Annotated in this window: 15 protein-coding genes; 8 read left to right on the plus strand and 7 right to left on the minus strand. The window is 65.4% G+C overall.

Annotated elements, in window-relative coordinates; all coding sequences use genetic code 11:
* Positions 1 to 8: 8 nt before the first annotated feature.
* Positions 9 to 653 carry a hypothetical protein gene (locus MKAN_RS02195; protein WP_023364691.1) on the plus strand — a complete coding sequence of 215 codons (645 nt, stop codon included), beginning with the start codon at positions 9 to 11 and terminating at the stop codon, positions 651 to 653.
* A gap of 4 nt (positions 654 to 657) precedes the next feature.
* On the opposite strand, the gene arc is transcribed toward MKAN_RS02195, so the two are convergent.
* Complete coding sequence (gene arc / locus MKAN_RS02200; RefSeq protein WP_036395977.1) at positions 658 to 2,496, minus strand: proteasome ATPase; 1,839 nt, start codon at positions 2,494 to 2,496, stop codon at positions 658 to 660.
* A gap of 294 nt (positions 2,497 to 2,790) precedes the next feature.
* Between arc and lppK the strand changes: the two genes are divergently transcribed.
* The gene (gene lppK, locus MKAN_RS02205; protein WP_036395981.1) at positions 2,791 to 3,396 is read left to right on the plus strand and encodes a lipoprotein LppK; all 606 of its coding nucleotides are present in this window, start codon (positions 2,791 to 2,793) and stop codon (positions 3,394 to 3,396) included.
* An 8-nt stretch (positions 3,397 to 3,404) separates the two neighbouring features.
* The gene (locus MKAN_RS02210) at positions 3,405 to 3,698 is read left to right on the plus strand and encodes a DUF503 domain-containing protein (RefSeq protein WP_023364694.1); all 294 of its coding nucleotides are present in this window, start codon (positions 3,405 to 3,407) and stop codon (positions 3,696 to 3,698) included.
* A gap of 5 nt (positions 3,699 to 3,703) precedes the next feature.
* Here the strand turns inward: MKAN_RS02210 and trmI are convergent, their stop codons facing one another.
* Complete coding sequence (gene trmI, locus MKAN_RS02215; protein ID WP_023364695.1) at positions 3,704 to 4,546, minus strand: tRNA (adenine(58)-N(1))-methyltransferase TrmI; 843 nt, start codon at positions 4,544 to 4,546, stop codon at positions 3,704 to 3,706.
* Between the two features lie 73 nt (positions 4,547 to 4,619).
* Here trmI and MKAN_RS02220 point away from each other — a divergent pair, with 73 nt between their 5' ends.
* On the plus strand, positions 4,620 to 5,489 hold the full coding sequence (locus tag MKAN_RS02220) for a RecB family exonuclease (RefSeq protein ID WP_023364696.1): 870 nt from the start codon (positions 4,620 to 4,622) through the stop codon (positions 5,487 to 5,489).
* Positions 5,486 to 6,289 (plus strand): thioesterase family protein, encoded by an 804-nt coding sequence (locus MKAN_RS02225; RefSeq protein WP_023364697.1) that lies wholly within the window; start codon positions 5,486 to 5,488, stop codon positions 6,287 to 6,289. The genes MKAN_RS02220 and MKAN_RS02225 overlap by 4 nt, the downstream gene beginning before the upstream one ends.
* Positions 6,290 to 6,652: 363 nt before the next feature.
* Here MKAN_RS02225 and MKAN_RS02230 read toward each other — a convergent pair whose 3' ends face one another.
* The 4 genes from MKAN_RS02230 to MKAN_RS02245 form a co-directional block, all read right to left on the minus strand.
* The gene (locus tag MKAN_RS02230) at positions 6,653 to 8,032 is read right to left on the minus strand and encodes an FAD-containing oxidoreductase (protein ID WP_023364698.1); all 1,380 of its coding nucleotides are present in this window, start codon (positions 8,030 to 8,032) and stop codon (positions 6,653 to 6,655) included.
* On the minus strand, positions 8,029 to 8,514 hold the full coding sequence (locus tag MKAN_RS02235) for a membrane protein (RefSeq protein WP_036395983.1): 486 nt from the start codon (positions 8,512 to 8,514) through the stop codon (positions 8,029 to 8,031). The genes MKAN_RS02230 and MKAN_RS02235 overlap by 4 nt, the downstream gene beginning before the upstream one ends.
* 125 nt (positions 8,515 to 8,639) lie before the next feature.
* Positions 8,640 to 9,494, minus strand: coding sequence for an ATP phosphoribosyltransferase (gene hisG, locus MKAN_RS02240; RefSeq protein WP_036393190.1), 855 nt, complete (start codon positions 9,492 to 9,494; stop codon positions 8,640 to 8,642).
* 2 nt (positions 9,495 to 9,496) lie between these two features.
* Positions 9,497 to 9,778 (minus strand): phosphoribosyl-ATP diphosphatase, encoded by a 282-nt coding sequence (locus MKAN_RS02245; RefSeq protein WP_023364701.1) that lies wholly within the window; start codon positions 9,776 to 9,778, stop codon positions 9,497 to 9,499.
* A gap of 135 nt (positions 9,779 to 9,913) precedes the next feature.
* On the opposite strand from MKAN_RS02245, the gene MKAN_RS02250 reads away from it, so the two are divergent.
* The 3 genes from MKAN_RS02250 to MKAN_RS02260 all read left to right on the plus strand — a co-directional run bounded on the left by MKAN_RS02250 (position 9,914) and on the right by MKAN_RS02260 (position 14,948).
* Positions 9,914 to 10,792, plus strand: a complete 879-nt coding sequence (locus MKAN_RS02250; protein WP_225722834.1) for an alpha/beta fold hydrolase — start codon at positions 9,914 to 9,916, stop codon at positions 10,790 to 10,792.
* A 294-nt stretch (positions 10,793 to 11,086) separates the two neighbouring features.
* A complete protein-coding gene (locus MKAN_RS02255; protein ID WP_036393185.1) occupies positions 11,087 to 12,574 on the plus strand; it encodes an arylsulfatase in 1,488 nt (495 codons plus the stop codon).
* 19 nt (positions 12,575 to 12,593) lie between these two features.
* On the plus strand, positions 12,594 to 14,948 hold the full coding sequence (locus MKAN_RS02260) for a sulfatase-like hydrolase/transferase (protein ID WP_023364704.1): 2,355 nt from the start codon (positions 12,594 to 12,596) through the stop codon (positions 14,946 to 14,948).
* Between the two features lie 98 nt (positions 14,949 to 15,046).
* On the opposite strand, the gene MKAN_RS02265 is transcribed toward MKAN_RS02260, so the two are convergent.
* Positions 15,047 to 16,276 (minus strand): PPE family protein, encoded by a 1,230-nt coding sequence (locus tag MKAN_RS02265; RefSeq protein ID WP_225722986.1) that lies wholly within the window; start codon positions 16,274 to 16,276, stop codon positions 15,047 to 15,049.
* Positions 16,277 to 16,421: the final 145 nt, after the last annotated feature.

Consider the following 16,421-nt stretch of genomic DNA (forward strand, 5'->3'; position numbering starts at 1 on the left):
TTCGCCTGATGTCCACCATCGAAGACGGAGCAGTCGTTTTGGAGCCACCAGGCGACTTGTCCGGGAAGCGTTATGGCGAAGTACTTCTGGTAACCCCCGGCGAGGCAGGTCCGCAGGCGACCGTCTACAACAGCTTCCCGCTCAACGACTGCCCCGCCGAGCTGTGGTCGGCACTGGACCCGAAGGCGATCGCCACCGAACACGGTGCCGCGGCCGCGTTGCTCAACGGTCCGCGCTACTGGCTGATGAACGCCATCGAAAAGGCTCCCCAGGGTCCGCCGGTGATCAAGAGCTTCGGCGGGATCGAGATGCTCCAACAGGCCACGGTCTTGTTGTCGTCGATGAACCCAGCGCCGTACACCGTCAACCAGGTCAGCCGCAATACCGTCTTCATCTTCAACGCCGGCGAAGAGATCTACGAACTGCGCGACCCCGAAGGGCAGCGCTGGGTCATGCAGACCTGGAGTCAGGTGGTCGACCCCAACCTGTCCCGAGCCGACCTGCCCAAATTGGCGGACCGGCTGAACCTGCCCAGCGGGTGGAGCTATCAGCCGAACAGGCTCACCGACGAGCTGCGCATCGATACCACCGCCCGCGCCGCCCGTGTCCTGCAGGACGACCTCGCCAACAGCTATTCGCTGGTGATGGCCTGAACCCCTACAGGTACTGGCCCAGGTTCGACTCGGTGTCGATAGCCCGGCTGGCGCTCGACGACTTGCCGGTGACCAGGGTGCGGATGTAGACGATCCGCTCGCCCTTCTTGCCCGAAATCCGCGCCCAGTCATCGGGGTTGGTGGTGTTGGGCAGGTCCTCGTTCTCGGCGAACTCGTCGACGATCGAATCGAGCAGATGCTGGATCCGCAGCCCCGGTTGGCCCGTCTCGAGCACCGACTTGATCGCGTTCTTCTTGGCCCGGTCGACGACGTTTTGGATCATCGCTCCGGAGTTGAAGTCCTTGAAGTACATGACTTCCTTGTCACCGTTGGCGTAGGTGACCTCCAGGAACCGGTTGTCGTCGATCTCGGCGTACATCCGCTCGACGACTTTCTCGATCATCGCCTTGATGCAGACGGTGCGGTCGTCGCCGAACTCGGCGAGGTCTTCGGCGTGCAGCGGCAGCGCCTCGGTCAGGTACTTCGAGAAGATGTCTTGCGCCGCTTCGGCATCCGGACGCTCGATCTTGATCTTCACGTCCAGGCGTCCGGGCCGCAGGATAGCCGGGTCGATCATGTCCTCGCGGTTGGAGGCGCCGATCACGATGACGTTCTCCAGACCCTCCACCCCGTCGATCTCGCTGAGCAGCTGCGGAACCACCGTCGTCTCGACATCAGAGGAAACGCCGGTACCGCGGGTGCGGAAGATCGAGTCCATCTCATCGAAGAACACAATCACCGGCGTGCCTTCGGAGGCCTTCTCCCGGGCCCGCTGGAAGATCAGCCGGATGTGGCGTTCGGTCTCGCCGACGAACTTGTTCAGCAGCTCGGGGCCCTTGATGTTGAGGAAGTACGACTTGGCCTCGCGGGCGTCGTCGCCGCGAACCTCGGCCATCTTCTTGGCCAGCGAGTTGGCCACCGCCTTGGCGATCAGGGTCTTACCGCAGCCGGGCGGGCCATACAGCAACACACCCTTGGGCGGGCGCAGCGCGTACTCGCGGTACAACTCCTTGTGCAAGAAGGGCAGTTCCACCGCATCGCGGATCTGCTCGATCTGGCGAGTCAGGCCACCGATGTCCTCGTAACTGACGTCCGGGACCTCTTCCAGCACCAGGTCCTCGACCTCGGCCTTGGGGATGCGCTCGAAGGCATACCCGGCTTTGGTATCGACCAGCAGCGAGTCGCCGGGGCGGAGCTTGCGCGGCCGGGTGTCGTCGTTGAGGGCCCCGTCGTTAGAGGGAATGCCGTCGGGCAGGTCCTCGGCGACCAACGGTTCGGCCAGCCACACGATGCGTTCCTCGTCGGCGTGGCCGACCACCAGAGCCCGGTGACCGTCGGCGAGGATCTCACGCAACGTGGAGATCTCGCCTACCGATTCGAACCTGCCGGCCTCGACGACGGTCAACGCCTCGTTGAGCCGGACCGTTTGGCCCTTCTTGAGGGACTTGGCGTCGATGTTCGGAGAGCATGTCAGGCGCATCTTGCGGCCCGATGTGAAGACGTCGACGGTGTCGTCGTCGTGGGTGGCCAGCAGCACGCCGTAACCGCTGGGCGGCTGCCCCAGCCGGTCGACCTCCTCACGCAGCGCCAGCAATTGCTGACGGGCTTCTTTAAGAGTTTCCATTAATTTCGAATTGCGCGCGGCAAGGGAGTCGATACGAGCTTCGAGCTGATGCACATCGCGGGCGGGTCGCGACGGGCTCTGGTGTGCGAGCGCGTTCTCCAGTTGCTCGCGCAGGAGCGCGGCTTCACGCCGCAGCTGTTCCAGTTCGGCAGCATCGGTGCTGGGCAGGGGCATATCGCGGGGTGTTCCGAATGCTTCAGAACGCTCTGATTCAGCCATGTTGCCCTCCTTTCCCGCACCGGGAGCGGTGCGGCGGATACCTCAACGCTACCGGCCATCGCGAGTTCATGTGCGGAACCAAATGCCGCCGGAAATAACAAGTTGTTTCGCGCTGGTAATCTCGGCTTCCACTCGGCCCGATCGAAAGGAGCGCCGCGACCGTGAAATCCCTCGCCACAGCCAGTGCGGCCGGCGCCCGCATCGGTGCCGGAGCCGACACTGTGACATCGGTTGCAGTGCCGGTCTCCTCGCCGCGACCCGCCGTGTACCGCCGATAGCCGGGCGTGCCGCTGGATGCATCGCCACCTCTGCAGAGCCTGCATCGCCATGAGCGTCGTCGCCATCGTGGCGGCGGAGCTCTCGGGATGTTCGAGGCACGAGTCCGCGACGTCTAATATCCCGTCGGTACCCCCCGCCACGTCAACCCCGGTGACGCCGAGGCCGGCCGCGTCCCTGCCTTCCCCCGACGCCTTGGTCGAGGTGTTGTCCCGGCTGGCCGACCCGGCGGTCGCCGGAGCCGACAAGACAAGCCTCGTCGAGGACGCAAACCCGGAGACGGCCGCCGCCCTGGACCGGTTCACCACCGCTGCCCGAGACGGCGGCTACCTGCCACTGAGTTTCGCGGCGAGCAACATCGCGTGGTCGGAGGTGGACCCGGCCGACGTGACGGCCACCATCGTCGTCACCACAGCCAAACCCGACGATCACGAATTCACCTTCCCGATGGAATTCAAACCCGGCCAGGGTGGTTGGCAGCTATCGCGGCGAACCGCGGAGATGCTGTTGGCCCTCAGCAGTTCTCGAGTCTCGTCGCCGACTCCCGGCCCCGCGCCGGCGCCGGAACCCAGCCCGGTCCCGGCGCCCCAACCCGACCCGCCGTCTCCGACGCCGTCCGGCTGAGCGCGCAGATGTGGATCGGCTGGCTCGAATTCGACGTGCTGCTGGGCGACGTGCGGTCGCTGAAACAAAAGCGGTCGGTGGTTCGTCCCGTTGTCGCCGAACTGCAGCGCAAGTTCAGCGTGTCGGCCGCCGAGACCGGCTCGCGAGATCGCTACCGTCGCGCCGGCATCGGAGTGGCCACGGTTTCAGGCGACCGCAGTCACGCCGTCGACGTCCTCGACGCGGCCGAACGGCTGGTCGCCGCACACCCCGAGTTCGAGTTGCTGTCGGTGCGCCGAGGCCTGCACCGCAGTGACGATTAGCAAGACTAACCGTCACGCCCGGGGCGCTTGCGACCAAGCGGCGCGGGAGCGACGGCTCCGGGCGCCAGCCGGCGTGCGGTCACCAGGAATGCGGTGTGGCCGCGCATCGCATGCTGCGGCCGCACGGCCAGCCCGACGACATTCCAGCCGCGCTGCAACGTCTCCCACGATCGTGGCTCGGTCCAACGTTGTTGGGCCCGCAGCGCCTCCACGACCGTCGAAAGTTGGGTGACGGTGGCGACGTAGATCACCAGCACCCCGCCCGCCGACACCAGCCGCGACACCGAGTCCAGAACTTCCCAGGGAGCCAGCATGTCCAGCACGGCCCGGTCGACCGAGCCGTCGGGCAGGTCGGAGTCGGCGACGTCGCCCACGATCAGCCGCCAGTTCTGCGGAGCCGCACCATAGAAGTTCGTCACGTTGCGACAGGCATGCTCGGCATGGTCGGCGCGCTGCTCGTAGGAGATCACCCGGCCCTCGGGCCCGACCGCCCGCAACAGCGACAGGGTCAGCGCGCCGGACCCGGCTCCGGCTTCAAGCACCCGGGCGCCCGGAAAGATGTCGCCCTCATGCACGATCTGAGCGGCATCTTTCGGGTAGATCACCTGTGGCCCACGCGGCATTGACATCACGTAGTCGACCAGCAACGGGCGCAGCACCAGAAACGGCGCACCGTTACTGGATTTGACCACGCTGCCCTGCTGGAGCCCGATCACCGCATCGTGGGCGATCGAACCTCGGTGGGTGTGGAACTCGTTGCCCGGGGTGAGCACCATCGTGTAGTGGCGGCCCTTCGCGTCGGTCAGCTGCACGCGTTCGCCAGCGGCGAAGGGACCGGTTGCTGACACGCCGTCTAGCGTGCCAGCCGGCTCACCGGAGCAGGTCTTCGGGGTTGTCGGTGTCCGGCCCTAGGCTGCGAGCATGGCCGACCAGCTGATACCCGAAGCGGACCTGCGCATCCGGCCGGCGCTGTCACCGTCGCGGGCGACCGATTTCAAGCAGTGCCCGCTGCTGTACCGGTTCCGGGCGATCGACCGGTTGCCCGAGGCACCGTCGGCGCCGCAGTTGCGCGGATCGGTGGTGCACGCCGCACTCGAGCAGCTCTATGCCCTGCCCGCGGTGCAGCGCGGCCCGGAGACCGCGCGGTCGCTCGTGGAGGCCGCCTGGGAGCAGGTGATCGCCGGTGAGCCCGCGCTGGCCGATGAACTGCAGCCACAAGCACTGCTCGACGAGGCGCGCGCCTTGCTGTCGGGGTATTACCGGCTGGAAGACCCGACGCGGTTCGACCCGCAGTGCTGCGAGCACCGTGTGGAGGTGGAGCTGGCCGACGGCACGCTGTTGCGCGGCTACATCGACCGGATCGACGTCGCCGCGACCGGCGAGTTGCGGGTGGTCGACTACAAGACGGGTAAGGCGCCGCCGGCCGCGCGGGCGCTGGCCGAGTTCAAAGCCTTGTTCCAAATGAAGTTCTACGGGGTGGCGCTGTTTCGGTCGCGTGGCGTGCTGCCCACCCGGTTGCGACTCATCTACCTGGCCGACAGCCAGGTGCTGGATTACTCGCCGGACCGTGACGAACTGCTGCGTTTCGAGAAGACGTTGATGGCGATCTGGCGTGCGATCCAATCCGCGGGCAGGTCAGGAGATTTCCGTCCGAATCCGTCGCGGCTGTGCGATTGGTGCCCGCACCAGGCGCATTGCCCGGCCTTCGGCGGGACGCCGCCGCCATACCCCGGGTGGCCCAATTACGCCGGCGCCGACACCGTTGTGCGCCCGACCGAACCGGCGGCATGAACGGTTGCTTCTACCGTCGGCTCGGCGACGACGGTGACTATCAGGTCTTTGACTCCACCGATTACACGCGAAGCAACTGGAATCCCGAAATCCAGCATGGCTCACCGCCGTTAGCCCTGCTGACCAAGCTTATCGAAGAGCTGTCGGCGGGCTCGAGCCTGCGGATCGGCAGGCTCAACCTCGACATCCTCGGGGCGATCCCGGTGGCCCCGGTGCGAGCCAGGGCCTGGGTGGAACGCCCGGGGTCGCGGGTCTGCTTGATGGTCGCCGAACTGCACGCCGATCGCGAGGGCGGACCCGCGCGGGCGGTGGCCCGGGTGACGGCATGGCTGTTGGCGGTCGGTGACACCGCAGACGTCGAATCAGCGCGGTACCCGGCGGTGGTGGAAGGACCCGCCGAGCCCCTTCCGGCCGTCTTCGCCGACGCCGGCGGCTACTTCGATGCGATTAGCTGGCGCCCACAACAGTCCGCCGGCCATTCGGGCGCCGTGTCCTGGTTCACCCCGATCGCACACATCGTCGACACCGACCCCACCACGGCGCTGCAACGGCTTGCGGTCGTCGTGGACTGCGCCAACGGTGTCGGTGCGGTCCTGGATCCGAATCAGTTCGTGTTCATGAACACCGACACCGTGGTGCACCTGCATCGGCTTCCGACCGGCGACGATTTCGCGCTGCGGGCTCGGGCATCGGTCGGGCCGGACGGCGTGGGAGTCACCACCGCGGAGGTCTACGACAAGGCCGGTTTCATCGGCACCTCGGCCCAGACACTCCTCGTCCAACGCCGGGCGCGCAGCTAGTTCGATCGTGGCGACCCGCCGCGCCCGGCTACGCCGGGCTTGCGATCGCCACTAGTCCGATGGTGGCGACCCGCCGCGCCCGGCTAGGCCGGGCTTGCGATCGCCACTAGTCCGATGGTGCTGATTCAGTCACCGCGCTCAGCCGAGTCCTGGGCCCGGCAATCACATCTGTCACATAGGCCGCTGGCTGCCCGATGCGCAATTTGCCCGCCACGTGTCGACAACACGTCGTGGCCTGCCGCGCTGGCGTCAAAGTCGCTGAAAGACGGACACAACCAACAGCTCACACCCGAGCATCCCTGATGTGGCTGATGGAAAGCCGCAGCTACGTCCTACAATTCGGGTTACCAGATCAGCGCCGTCCTAGTCCAGTGGCTCCATCTCCTGCAGCATCGTGGGAACGAGCTCGCTGACCGTGGGGTGGATGTGCATGGTGCGCGACAGCGTGGTGTAGGGCGCTCTTGCCGACATGACATCCAAAATGGCGTGGATGACCTCGTCTCCCCCGACGCCGAGGATGGCCGCACCGAGGATCTCGTGAGTGTCCGCGTCGACCACGATCTTCATAAACCCTTGCGTCTCACCCTTTTCCACGGCTCTGCCGACTTTGGTCATCGGTCGCTTGCCGACCAGCGCCTTGCGACCTGACGCACGAACCTGAGCGACGGTCATCCCGGCGCGCCCCAGCGGCGGGTCGATATAGAGGGCGTAGGTGAGAATGCGGTCGCTCACCCGACGCGGATCCCCGTCGAGCAAGTTGGCGGCGACGATCTCGTAGTCGTTGAACGACGTATGGGTGAAGGCGCCCTTGCCGTTACAGTCGCCCAGCGCCCAGATGTGGTCGACGGTGGTCTTGAGCTGGTCATCGACCACGACGTAGCCGCGGGCGTCGGTCTGCACACCGGCCGCCTCCAGACCCAAGTCGTCGGTGTTGGGTCGGCGTCCCACCGCCAGCAGCAGATGGCTGCCCGCAATGGCGGGCGCACCGACGCTGGGAGTCAGCTCGAAGCCCCCGAAACCATTGTCCCGCTTGGCAAGTCGCACATCGTCGGCATTGACGACGACATCGATCCCTTCGGCTTCGAGGATCTCCCTGATACTCGCCGAGACATCCTCGTCCTCGCGGGACGCCAGCCGTGGGCCGCGCTCCACGACGGTGACCTGGGCTCCGAAGCGGCGATACATCTGGGCGAACTCCAGCGCGATGTAGCTGCCGCCGACGATCACGAGATGCTGCGGCAGCGTGTCGAGTTCGAGGATGGAGACGTTGGTGAGGTAATCGACGTCGGAAAGCCCGGGAATGTTGGGCGCGACGGCGCGGCCCCCGACGTTGAGGAAGATCTGGTCGGCTTGCAGCAGCTGATCGCCGACTCGCAGCGTGTGTGGATCCTCGAATCGGGCGTGGCCGCGCACCACGGTGCAGCCATCCATGCCTTCCAGCCAGTCCTCGACGGCCTTGCGATCATTGAGCATGACGCCGTCTTTGCGGGCCTTCACTTTCGCCATGTCCACGCTGACCGATCCGGTGCCGACGCCGTATTCGGCAGCGCGGCGGGCCACATGGGCCGCGTGGGCGCTGGCCACCAGCGTCTTGGTCGGAATGCAGCCGTTGTTGACGCAGGTACCGCCGATCAGCTTGCGCTCCACAACGGCGACCCGCTGACCAGCGCCGGTCAGGCGGCTCGCCAGCGAAGGCCCGGCCTGGCCGGCGCCGACGATGATCGAGTCGAACCGCTGTGTCATAGTGCAGCCGCCGATGCGACGACGGCGAATCCGCCTAACACGGCGACGGAATCCTCGAGCAGTGCGATCGGCAGGTCGCGGCCGCCGCTGGCGGCCACCAGCCGGCGACGCGCGTGATAGCCGCCCAAGGTGCCCAATACCGCTCCGACAACCCCGGCACCGAGCCCGCCGAACTTGTAGCCCCAGGCGGTGCCGATCACCGCGCCGGCGAACCCGCCCAAGATGATCCGGACCGCGAACACCGGCGCGGCGGTGCGCGGCGGCGTCTTGGGAAGCTTGTCGTTGACCAGTTCGGCGACCGCAAGGGCGCTCAGGGTCACCACCGTCACGATGTTGCCCACCCAGGATGCCCAGGTGTGCTGCAACGTTGGGAACCAGCCGAGGTAGCCGGCCCAGGAGACTGCCGCGGGAGCGGTCACCGATCGCAACCCGGCGACCACGCCGATCAACAAAGCTAGGACGAGGACAAGTACGTGCGTCACAGCGATCCCTTCCGGGGACAGAAGAACAGCCTGGCGACGATACGGAGACGGCCCATGGATGACCACCGGCAATCAGCCCACCGCGGACGCTAACACAGCGGCCGCCCGCCCGGGCATTACCGCGGTCAGAATCGGCAGAACCTGATATCCGACGCCAGAATCGCTTTGGCCCCGATGGCGGCAAGCTGGTCCATGACGCCGTTGACGCCGCGGCGCGGGACCAGCGCACGGACTGCGACCCATTCCGGGTCGGCCAGCGGGGCGATCGTCGGCGACTCCAATCCGGGCGTGATTGTGGTGGCCTGGTGCAGCACTGCGCGCGGACAGTCGTAGTCCAACATCAGATACTGCTGGCCGAACACCACACCTTGTACCCGGGCGACCAACTGGTCGCGCGCCTCGCTGTGCTCCGCGCCGTCGCGGTCGGCGCCTTCGATGAGCACCGCCTCCGAATCACACAGCGGCTCGCCGAATGCCACCAGGTTGTGCAGGCTCAGGGTGCGACCGGAGCCCACCACGTCGGCGATGGCGTCGGCCACGCCGAGTTGCACCGAAATCTCCACAGCGCCGTCGAGCCGGATCACGGTTGCCTCGATGCCCTTGGCGGCCAAGTCTTTTCGGACGAGGTTCGGATAGGCGGTGGCGATCCGCTTTCCGGCCAGGTCGGCCGTCGTCCAATCCCGCCCGGCGGGACCGGCGTACCGGAAGCTCGACGACCCGAAGCCCAGAGCCAAACGTTCCCGTACCGGGGCGTCGGAATCGCAGACCAGGTCGCGCCCGGTGATCCCGAAGTCGAGTTGCCCCGAACCCACGTAGATGGCTATGTCTTTGGGCCGCAGGAAGAAGAACTCGACGTTGTTGGCCGGGTCGATGACGGTCAGGTCTTTGGGGTCGGTGCGGCGCCGGTAGCCGGCCTCGGCCAGGATTTCGGTGGCCGGTTCGCTCAACGCACCCTTGTTGGGAACGGCCACGCGCAACATGCTCACAGCTTCCGGTAGACGTCGTCGAGCGACAGTCCGCGGGAGATCATCAGCACCTGCGTCCAGTACAGCAATTGGCTGATCTCCTCGGCCAGGGCGTCGTTGGCTTCGTGCTCGGCGGCCAGCCACACCTCGCCGGCCTCCTCCAGGATCTTCTTGCCCAGCCAATGCACCCCGGCGTCCAGCGCAGCTACGGTAGCGCTGCCGGCGGGCCGGGTGCGGGCACGATCGCCGAGTTCGGCGAACAGATCCTCGAAGGTCTTCACGGCCAGCGATTGTTTCATGCGCCGGCGAGCGACGTCACGGCGGTTTCGTTGGCTCTTGTTCTGCGGTGGTCGAGGGCCTGCCGCGCCGGCGTTGTCCTAGCAGCAATGGTCTTGGCACTATCTTCACGTTCTGGCCTGACCGCAGGATTTCGTTTGACGACTGTCGTTACCGCGGAGCAGGGTCCGATAGTGCGCCGAGATATTCAGTGGACAACGTCCGGGCTGCGGTTGCGCCGACGGGCCAGTCGCGCGGGGGATTTGAACTGGCTGTTTCTTCCCGGTGGACCGGGAATCGGTTCGGAGAGCCTGCATGAACTGGTCGACACCGTCGATGTACCCGGCTGCTCGTGGATGGTCGACCTGCCTGGCGATGGCTCCAACGTCAACGCTCCGGGAGCACCCGCCGATCCCTACGACCTATGGCCGCAAGTTCTGCTTGAAGCCGCCCACGCCGTTGCACATCCTGTTTTCGTGGGGCACTCCACCGGGGGCGAATACCTGCTGTCCGTTCCGGCATTGGATGGATGTTTGGCAGGGCTGGCGCTCGTCAGCACCGCCCCTGACGCATCGTGGATACCGGTGTTCGAGCACATGACACGGAACAATCGGTTACCCGGCGTCGAATACGCCACCACCCGTTACCTGTCCGATCCCACCGACGACCACCTTCGCCGCGTTGCTGTGGAATCTGCGCCGTGGAACTTCGCCGCCCACACCGTTGCCCGCGGGACGGAGATCCTTGCGCGATTGCCCTATAACGCTCGGGCTGCGCAATGGTCGGAGGCCAATTTCGATCGCGGTTACCGATCAGCCTGGTGGCCAAGCACGCTGCCCACACTCATCGTGAGCGGCTCGGCAGACCGCATCGTGACCCAAACATTGTGGCACGACAAGCGATTCCACACGCCAAACACAACCTGGCGCGTCATCGCCGGCGCCGGCCATTTTCCCTGGATCGAACAACCAGCCGCCGTGCACGACGCCTTCGCAGCGCTCGTCGGGCAGATCGACAACCGCCGTACCACCGACTGAATGGCACCCCGACTGTGTCACAGGTGAACGCTGATGCCGGCGCAATGGTGCAACGCGATCACTATCGCGTCGATGATCGGTTGGATCCGGCGGTCGTGGCCGCGATTGGATTTCGCAAGCGCTGCAGCAGTTTGAGGCGGACACGGCGGCCCGGGCTAGATAACCCGGCGTGCCCCTGGGCCGCCGCACCCCGGACCAGTACGCTGCCCATCCAGACCCACCGACATCCACTGACCTGCGAAATCAACCAAATCCGGAACACCCACGGACTTGGCATCGCTGGAGAGGTTCAACATGGCAGCCGAAACGGCAGACGCAGCCGCACGTCCCAACATTCTGGTGATCTGGGGCGACGACGTCGGGATGTGGAACATCTCCGCCTACCACCGCGGGATGATGGGCGGCTCGACGCCCAACATCGACCGGATCGCCAACGAGGGCATGATCTTCATGGACCACTACGCGCAGGCATCCTGCACGGCGGGCCGCGCCGCCTTCATCACCGGGCAGTACCCGATCCGGGTGGGTTTATCCACGGTCGGTCTCCCGGGGTCGGATATCGGTCTGCAGAAGGAAGATCCGACACTGGCCGAGATGGTCAAACCATTGGGCTACACGACCGGACAGTTCGGCAAGAACCACCTCGGCGATCGCGACGAGCACTTGCCGACCCTGCACGGTTTCGACGAGTTCTTCGGGATCCTGTACCACCTCAACGCCGGCGAGTACGCCGAACAGTACGACTTCCCGACCAATCCGGAGATCGTGGAGAAGTTCGGCTTCGGTCAGCGCGGTGCGTTGCACTGCTGGGCCAATCCCGACGGGACCCAGCGTATCGAGGACACCGGACCGTACGGCCGTGAGCGACAACGCACCCTCGACCGTGAATTCCTCACCGAGACAAAGCGGTTCATCCGCGATGCGGCGGCTGCAGAAACGCCGTTCTTTGTGTGGCACAACTCGACTCGGATGCACTATCGCACCAACCTGGCACCGGAGTACGACGGCAAGAGCGGCTACGGCGTCTATGCCGACGGGATGATGGAACTCGACGATCACGTGGGCGAACTGCTCGATCTGCTCGACGAACTCGGCATCGCCGACAACACCCTGGTGATGTGGTCGACCGACAACGGAGCCGCCTGCAACAGCTGGCCCGACGGCGGCAACCATCCCTTCGCGCGGGAGAAGGGCGTCGGCGGCTACGAGGGCGCGTTCCGGGTGCCGGCGCTGGTGCGCTGGCCCGGCGTGATCCCGGCCGGCGTCGCCAGCGGGGAGTTCATGGCGATGGAGGACTGGATTCCCACCATCATGTCGATGCTGGGCCAGCCGGATCTCGCGGACTCGCTCAAGAAGGGCGCCACCATCGGTGGGCGGGAGTACCGCGTACACCTTGACGGGGTCGACCAGACCGACCTGCTCACCGGCCGCGGCAAATCCAAGCGCATGGAGTTCTACTACTTCACCGAGACATCGCTGCACGGATTGCGTTACGGCGACTGGAAAGTGCTGTTGAAGACCCAGGACCGGTGGTTTAACGGCATCCAGCAGAAGCTGACCACCCCACTGATCACCAACCTCAAGCTCGACCCGTTCGAACGTTTCCACAAAGCGCGGGGATTCGACGAATGGCAGGAGAATCACGCTTGGCTCTACGGCCCCGCCGCCCTGCAAGTGATGCGGTTCCTGGCGACGTTGCACGAATTCCCGCCGCGGATGCGCAGTTTCGGCATCGACGTCGACGAGTTGTTGAACCAACTCAACCCGGCTCGACACCGATAGCCGAAGCGAGGACAAAGTCATGGCAATCACCGAATATCGGCCCGGTACAACGTTTCCCGGTGTGATCGGCCGCACCGCCGACGAGTCGACGCCGGCCTGGCCCGCCCTGAAGCGGCCTGCCGAGGGCGCACCGAATGTGGTGTTCATCGTGCTCGACGACACCGGATACGGGCACCTGGGCTGCTTCGGCAGCCCGATCTCGACACCGAACATCGACGCGTTGGCCGCCGACGGCCTGCGGTATTCCAACATGCACACCACCGCCCTGTGCTCGCCGTCGCGGTCCTGCATCCTCAACGGCCGTAACCATCACTCCAACCACCTGGCGTGTCTGACCAACGGGTCGACCGGATTCCCCGGCTCCGACGGTTACATACCGTTCGAGAACGGTTTCCTGTCTGAAATTCTGCGGGCACAGGGCTACAACACCTACTGCGTCGGCAAATGGCATCTGGCGCCGGAGGAAACGATGACCGCGGCCGGGCCCTACGACCGGTGGCCGCTGGGACGCGGGTTCGAGCGCTACTACGGCTTCCTGGGCGGCGACACCCACCAGTACTACCCGGATCTGGTACGAGACAACTCCCAAACCGAACCCGAAGCCACCCCGGAGCAGGGCTATCACCTCACGCCCGATCTGGTGAACAAAGCCAAGGCAATGATTGCCGACGCCAAGCAGGTCGCCCCGGACAAGCCCTTCTTCCTCTACTTCGCCCCCGGCGCGACACACTCACCCCACCATGTGCCCAAACAGTGGGCCGACCGCTACGCCGGCAAGTTCGACGCCGGCTGGGAAGCCTACCGCCAGCGGGTGTTCACGCGACAGCGAGAACTCGGGCTCTTGCCGGCAACGGCCGAGCTGTCGGCACCCGATCCCGATGTCGCGGACTGGGAGACGCTGCCGGCCGACGAACGCCGGCTCTACGCCCGCATGATGGAGGTGTTCGCCGGCTTCCTCGAGCACACCGACCACTACATCGGCGAACTCGTGCAGTTCCTCAAAGACCTGCACGAATACGACAACACGGTGATCATGCTGGTCTCTGACAACGGGGCCAGCGCCGAGGGAGGCCCCACCGGCTCGGTCACCGAGGTCCGTTTCTTCAACAACGTCGCCGATACCGTCGAGGAGGGACTGGCCCGCATCGACGAGATCGGCGGCCCCACGGTGTTCAACCACTTCCCGTGGGGCTGGACGCACGCCGGCAACACCCCGTTTCGGCGGTGGAAGCGCGAGACCTACCGCGGCGGCTCGAGCGACCCGTTGATCGTCACCTGGCCGCGCGGTATTGCCGCGCGGGGCGAGGTGCGATCCCAATACGCCCATCTGATCGACATGGTCCCGACCGTGCTCGAGGCGCTGCGCATTGACCCACCGACATCGATCGGCGGGGTCACCCAGTCGCCGATCGAAGGGGTCAGCTTCGCGCACACCTTCGACGACGCCGCCGCCCCCACCCGGCACCTCACCCAGTACTTCGAGATGCTGGGCCACCGCTCGATCTACCACGACGGGTGGCGCGCCGTATGTCCTTGGCCGGGAACGTCGTTCGCCGAATCCACTCACAAGTTCGGCGACGTGATCACCGCGGAGATGCTCAGCCAGCTCGATGAATCCGGGTGGGAGCTCTACCACGTCGCCCAGGATCCCGCCGAGACCACCAACCTGGCCGGGCAGGAGCGTGCGCGGCTGATCGCGATGATCACACTCTGGTACAGCGAAGCGGGAAGGTACAACGTGTTACCCATCGACAGCCGCGGCCTGGCCCGCGCTTTCGTCGAGCGTCCGCAGATTGCCGGCGCGAACCGCACTCGATACGTGCTCTATCCGGGCACCCAGGCCATTCCCGCGGCCGCCGCACCGAAGATCCTCAACCGGCCATACTCGATCAACGCCGAGGTTGAGCTCACCGAGGAATCGTCGGGCGTCCTACTGTCCATGGGCGGCAATGACGGGGGAATCACCTTGTACGTCAAGGACGGTCAGCTCTGCTATGCGCACAACTACGTCGCCAAGGAGATCTTCACGATTCGCTCGGAGCAACGGGTCCCGCCGGGGCGGCACTTCCTCAGCGTGGAATTCACCCCGACAGGTCCGGTGGACCTCAAGAACGGCAGAGGCACTCCGGGCGACGTGACACTGTTCGTCGACGGCGCTGCGGTCGGCCGCGGCGAATTTCCGGTGACCACGCCGCTGCGGCTGGCCCAGGGCGGAGCCATGTTGGTCGGCGCCAACACCGGCTCCTCGGTAACCCCCGACTACGACCCGCCGTTTGCCTTCGACGGCCGAATCCACCGCGTGATCGTCGACGTCAGCGGCGAGCATGTCGAGGACTATCAGGCGCAGATGAAGATCGCGCTCACCAAGCAGTAGCTGCGTGGACAGCCGTCGTCCACCAAGGGTTCGGGTTCCTTGGCGACATAACCGTCAGAGGCGGAAAGCCCGCACGTTGGCCTGGGCAAGCGCAACTTTCAGCCGAGCACCCAACTGGTGGAGTCATCACCGCACACATGCTGCGCCCAACCGCTTGGCAACATGGGCACTTGCACACCGTCACAACACGTGTGGCCACTCAGCGTGGTCAGCCCCCCGGCCTGCGGGACGGTCCCGTTGGTGATGGTTCCGGCAAAGCCCACGGGCCCGCCCAACTCAGCGGGCGAAACCGCGCTGCCAGCAGTGGCAAGCGACCCGTCGGCACCAACAGCCATAGCGGCAAACGACGCCGGCGCCAGCTCCAGCGCCACCGTCGTGCCCTTCAACGCGCCGACGCCCAGAGCGGCACCGCCGGACAGCGCCGTCGTCGTCGCCAACTGAGTCACCAAGCCCGGACCGCCGACAAATCCCAGATTCCCCAAAAACCACGCAATCACTAATTCGCAAATATCGGCCAGACCCACGATGAAAATCCATCCGGCCTCAAGGAAGAATTGGAAAGGAATAATCGCCAAATTCACTATGAAGCCAAGAAATTGTTCGGCCATGGCGACATGTCCGGTTAATAGCGCAATCACCGCGAGCAGAACACATAACGGAATGAACAGCAATGCAAGAACAGTAGCCACTAACGATTCTCTGATGCAATGCAACACCCCCACGACGGCATCGAGCAATATTTGGAGAATCTGCCAAATGGGAAATGGTGTGATGGTTGTTTCAATGGCGTTCACGAGGCCGGCGCCAGGTTTGATGATGGCTGGCGCCGGTGGGGTGTGCGGTGTCGAAGCAACCGCCGGCGAAGAAGTCGTCTCGTAGACATTCATGATGGTGGCGGCCTGCATCCACATGCGCGCATAGTCGGCCTCATTGAACGCGATCGGTATCGCGTTGACACCAAAGAAGTTTGTCGCCAGCAACACCGCATGCGTGGCGTGGTTGGCAGCCAACTCCCCCAGCGTCGGCATTGCAGCCAACGCTGCCTGGTACGCCGCCGCCGTGATCTCATGGACAGCAGCGACCTGAGCGCAATCGGCACTTTCCTGCATCACCCATGCCAGATAGGGCACGTAGGCTGCGACACAACATTCCGCGGCAGTACCCCGCCACGCCTCGGTCCGCAACGCCGCTACCACCGGAGCCAGTTCGTCTGCCACCGCGCCGTACTCGGCGCTCAACGATGACCACGCCTGGGCCGCGGCAATCAAGGACGCGGGTCCGGGTCCGGCGCTCAGCAGCGCCGAATGCACTTCCGGCGGGAACGCCATCCATACCGGCGCGCTCACCGGCACAACTTTTTTGTGCCCGCGCTCGCTGCTGGGCGATCCCGGCCGCCGTCGCCGCCGCCAATCCACCGCGCCGAACACAACGCCACTTCAAGCCCCTCAGACACCTGCACCGCCGCTACAGCCA

It is taken from the genome of Mycobacterium kansasii ATCC 12478 (assembly GCF_000157895.3).
Lineage (GTDB): Bacteria > Actinomycetota > Actinomycetes > Mycobacteriales > Mycobacteriaceae > Mycobacterium > Mycobacterium kansasii.

Bases quoted from the DNA above. Each gene is read 5' to 3' on its own strand.
- MKAN_RS02230 (WP_023364698.1), bottom strand. From the start codon at position 8,032: ATGACACAGCGGTTCGACTCGATCATCGTCGGCGCCGGCCAGGCCGGG.
- MKAN_RS02225 (WP_023364697.1), top strand. From the start codon at position 5,486: ATGAACGGTTGCTTCTACCGTCGGCTCGGCGACGACGGTGACTATCAG.
- arc (WP_036395977.1), bottom strand. From the start codon at position 2,496: ATGGCTGAATCAGAGCGTTCTGAAGCATTCGGAACACCCCGCGATATG.
- hisG (WP_036393190.1), bottom strand. From the start codon at position 9,494: ATGTTGCGCGTGGCCGTTCCCAACAAGGGTGCGTTGAGCGAACCGGCC.
- MKAN_RS02255 (WP_036393185.1), top strand. From the start codon at position 11,087: ATGGCAGCCGAAACGGCAGACGCAGCCGCACGTCCCAACATTCTGGTG.
- lppK (WP_036395981.1), top strand. From the start codon at position 2,791: ATGCATCGCCACCTCTGCAGAGCCTGCATCGCCATGAGCGTCGTCGCC.
- MKAN_RS02195 (WP_023364691.1), top strand. From the start codon at position 9: ATGTCCACCATCGAAGACGGAGCAGTCGTTTTGGAGCCACCAGGCGAC.
- MKAN_RS02210 (WP_023364694.1), top strand. From the start codon at position 3,405: ATGTGGATCGGCTGGCTCGAATTCGACGTGCTGCTGGGCGACGTGCGG.
- MKAN_RS02265 (WP_225722986.1), bottom strand. From the start codon at position 16,276: ATGGCGTTCCCGCCGGAAGTGCATTCGGCGCTGCTGAGCGCCGGACCC.
- MKAN_RS02220 (WP_023364696.1), top strand. From the start codon at position 4,620: ATGGCCGACCAGCTGATACCCGAAGCGGACCTGCGCATCCGGCCGGCG.
- MKAN_RS02260 (WP_023364704.1), top strand. From the start codon at position 12,594: ATGGCAATCACCGAATATCGGCCCGGTACAACGTTTCCCGGTGTGATC.
- MKAN_RS02245 (WP_023364701.1), bottom strand. From the start codon at position 9,778: ATGAAACAATCGCTGGCCGTGAAGACCTTCGAGGATCTGTTCGCCGAA.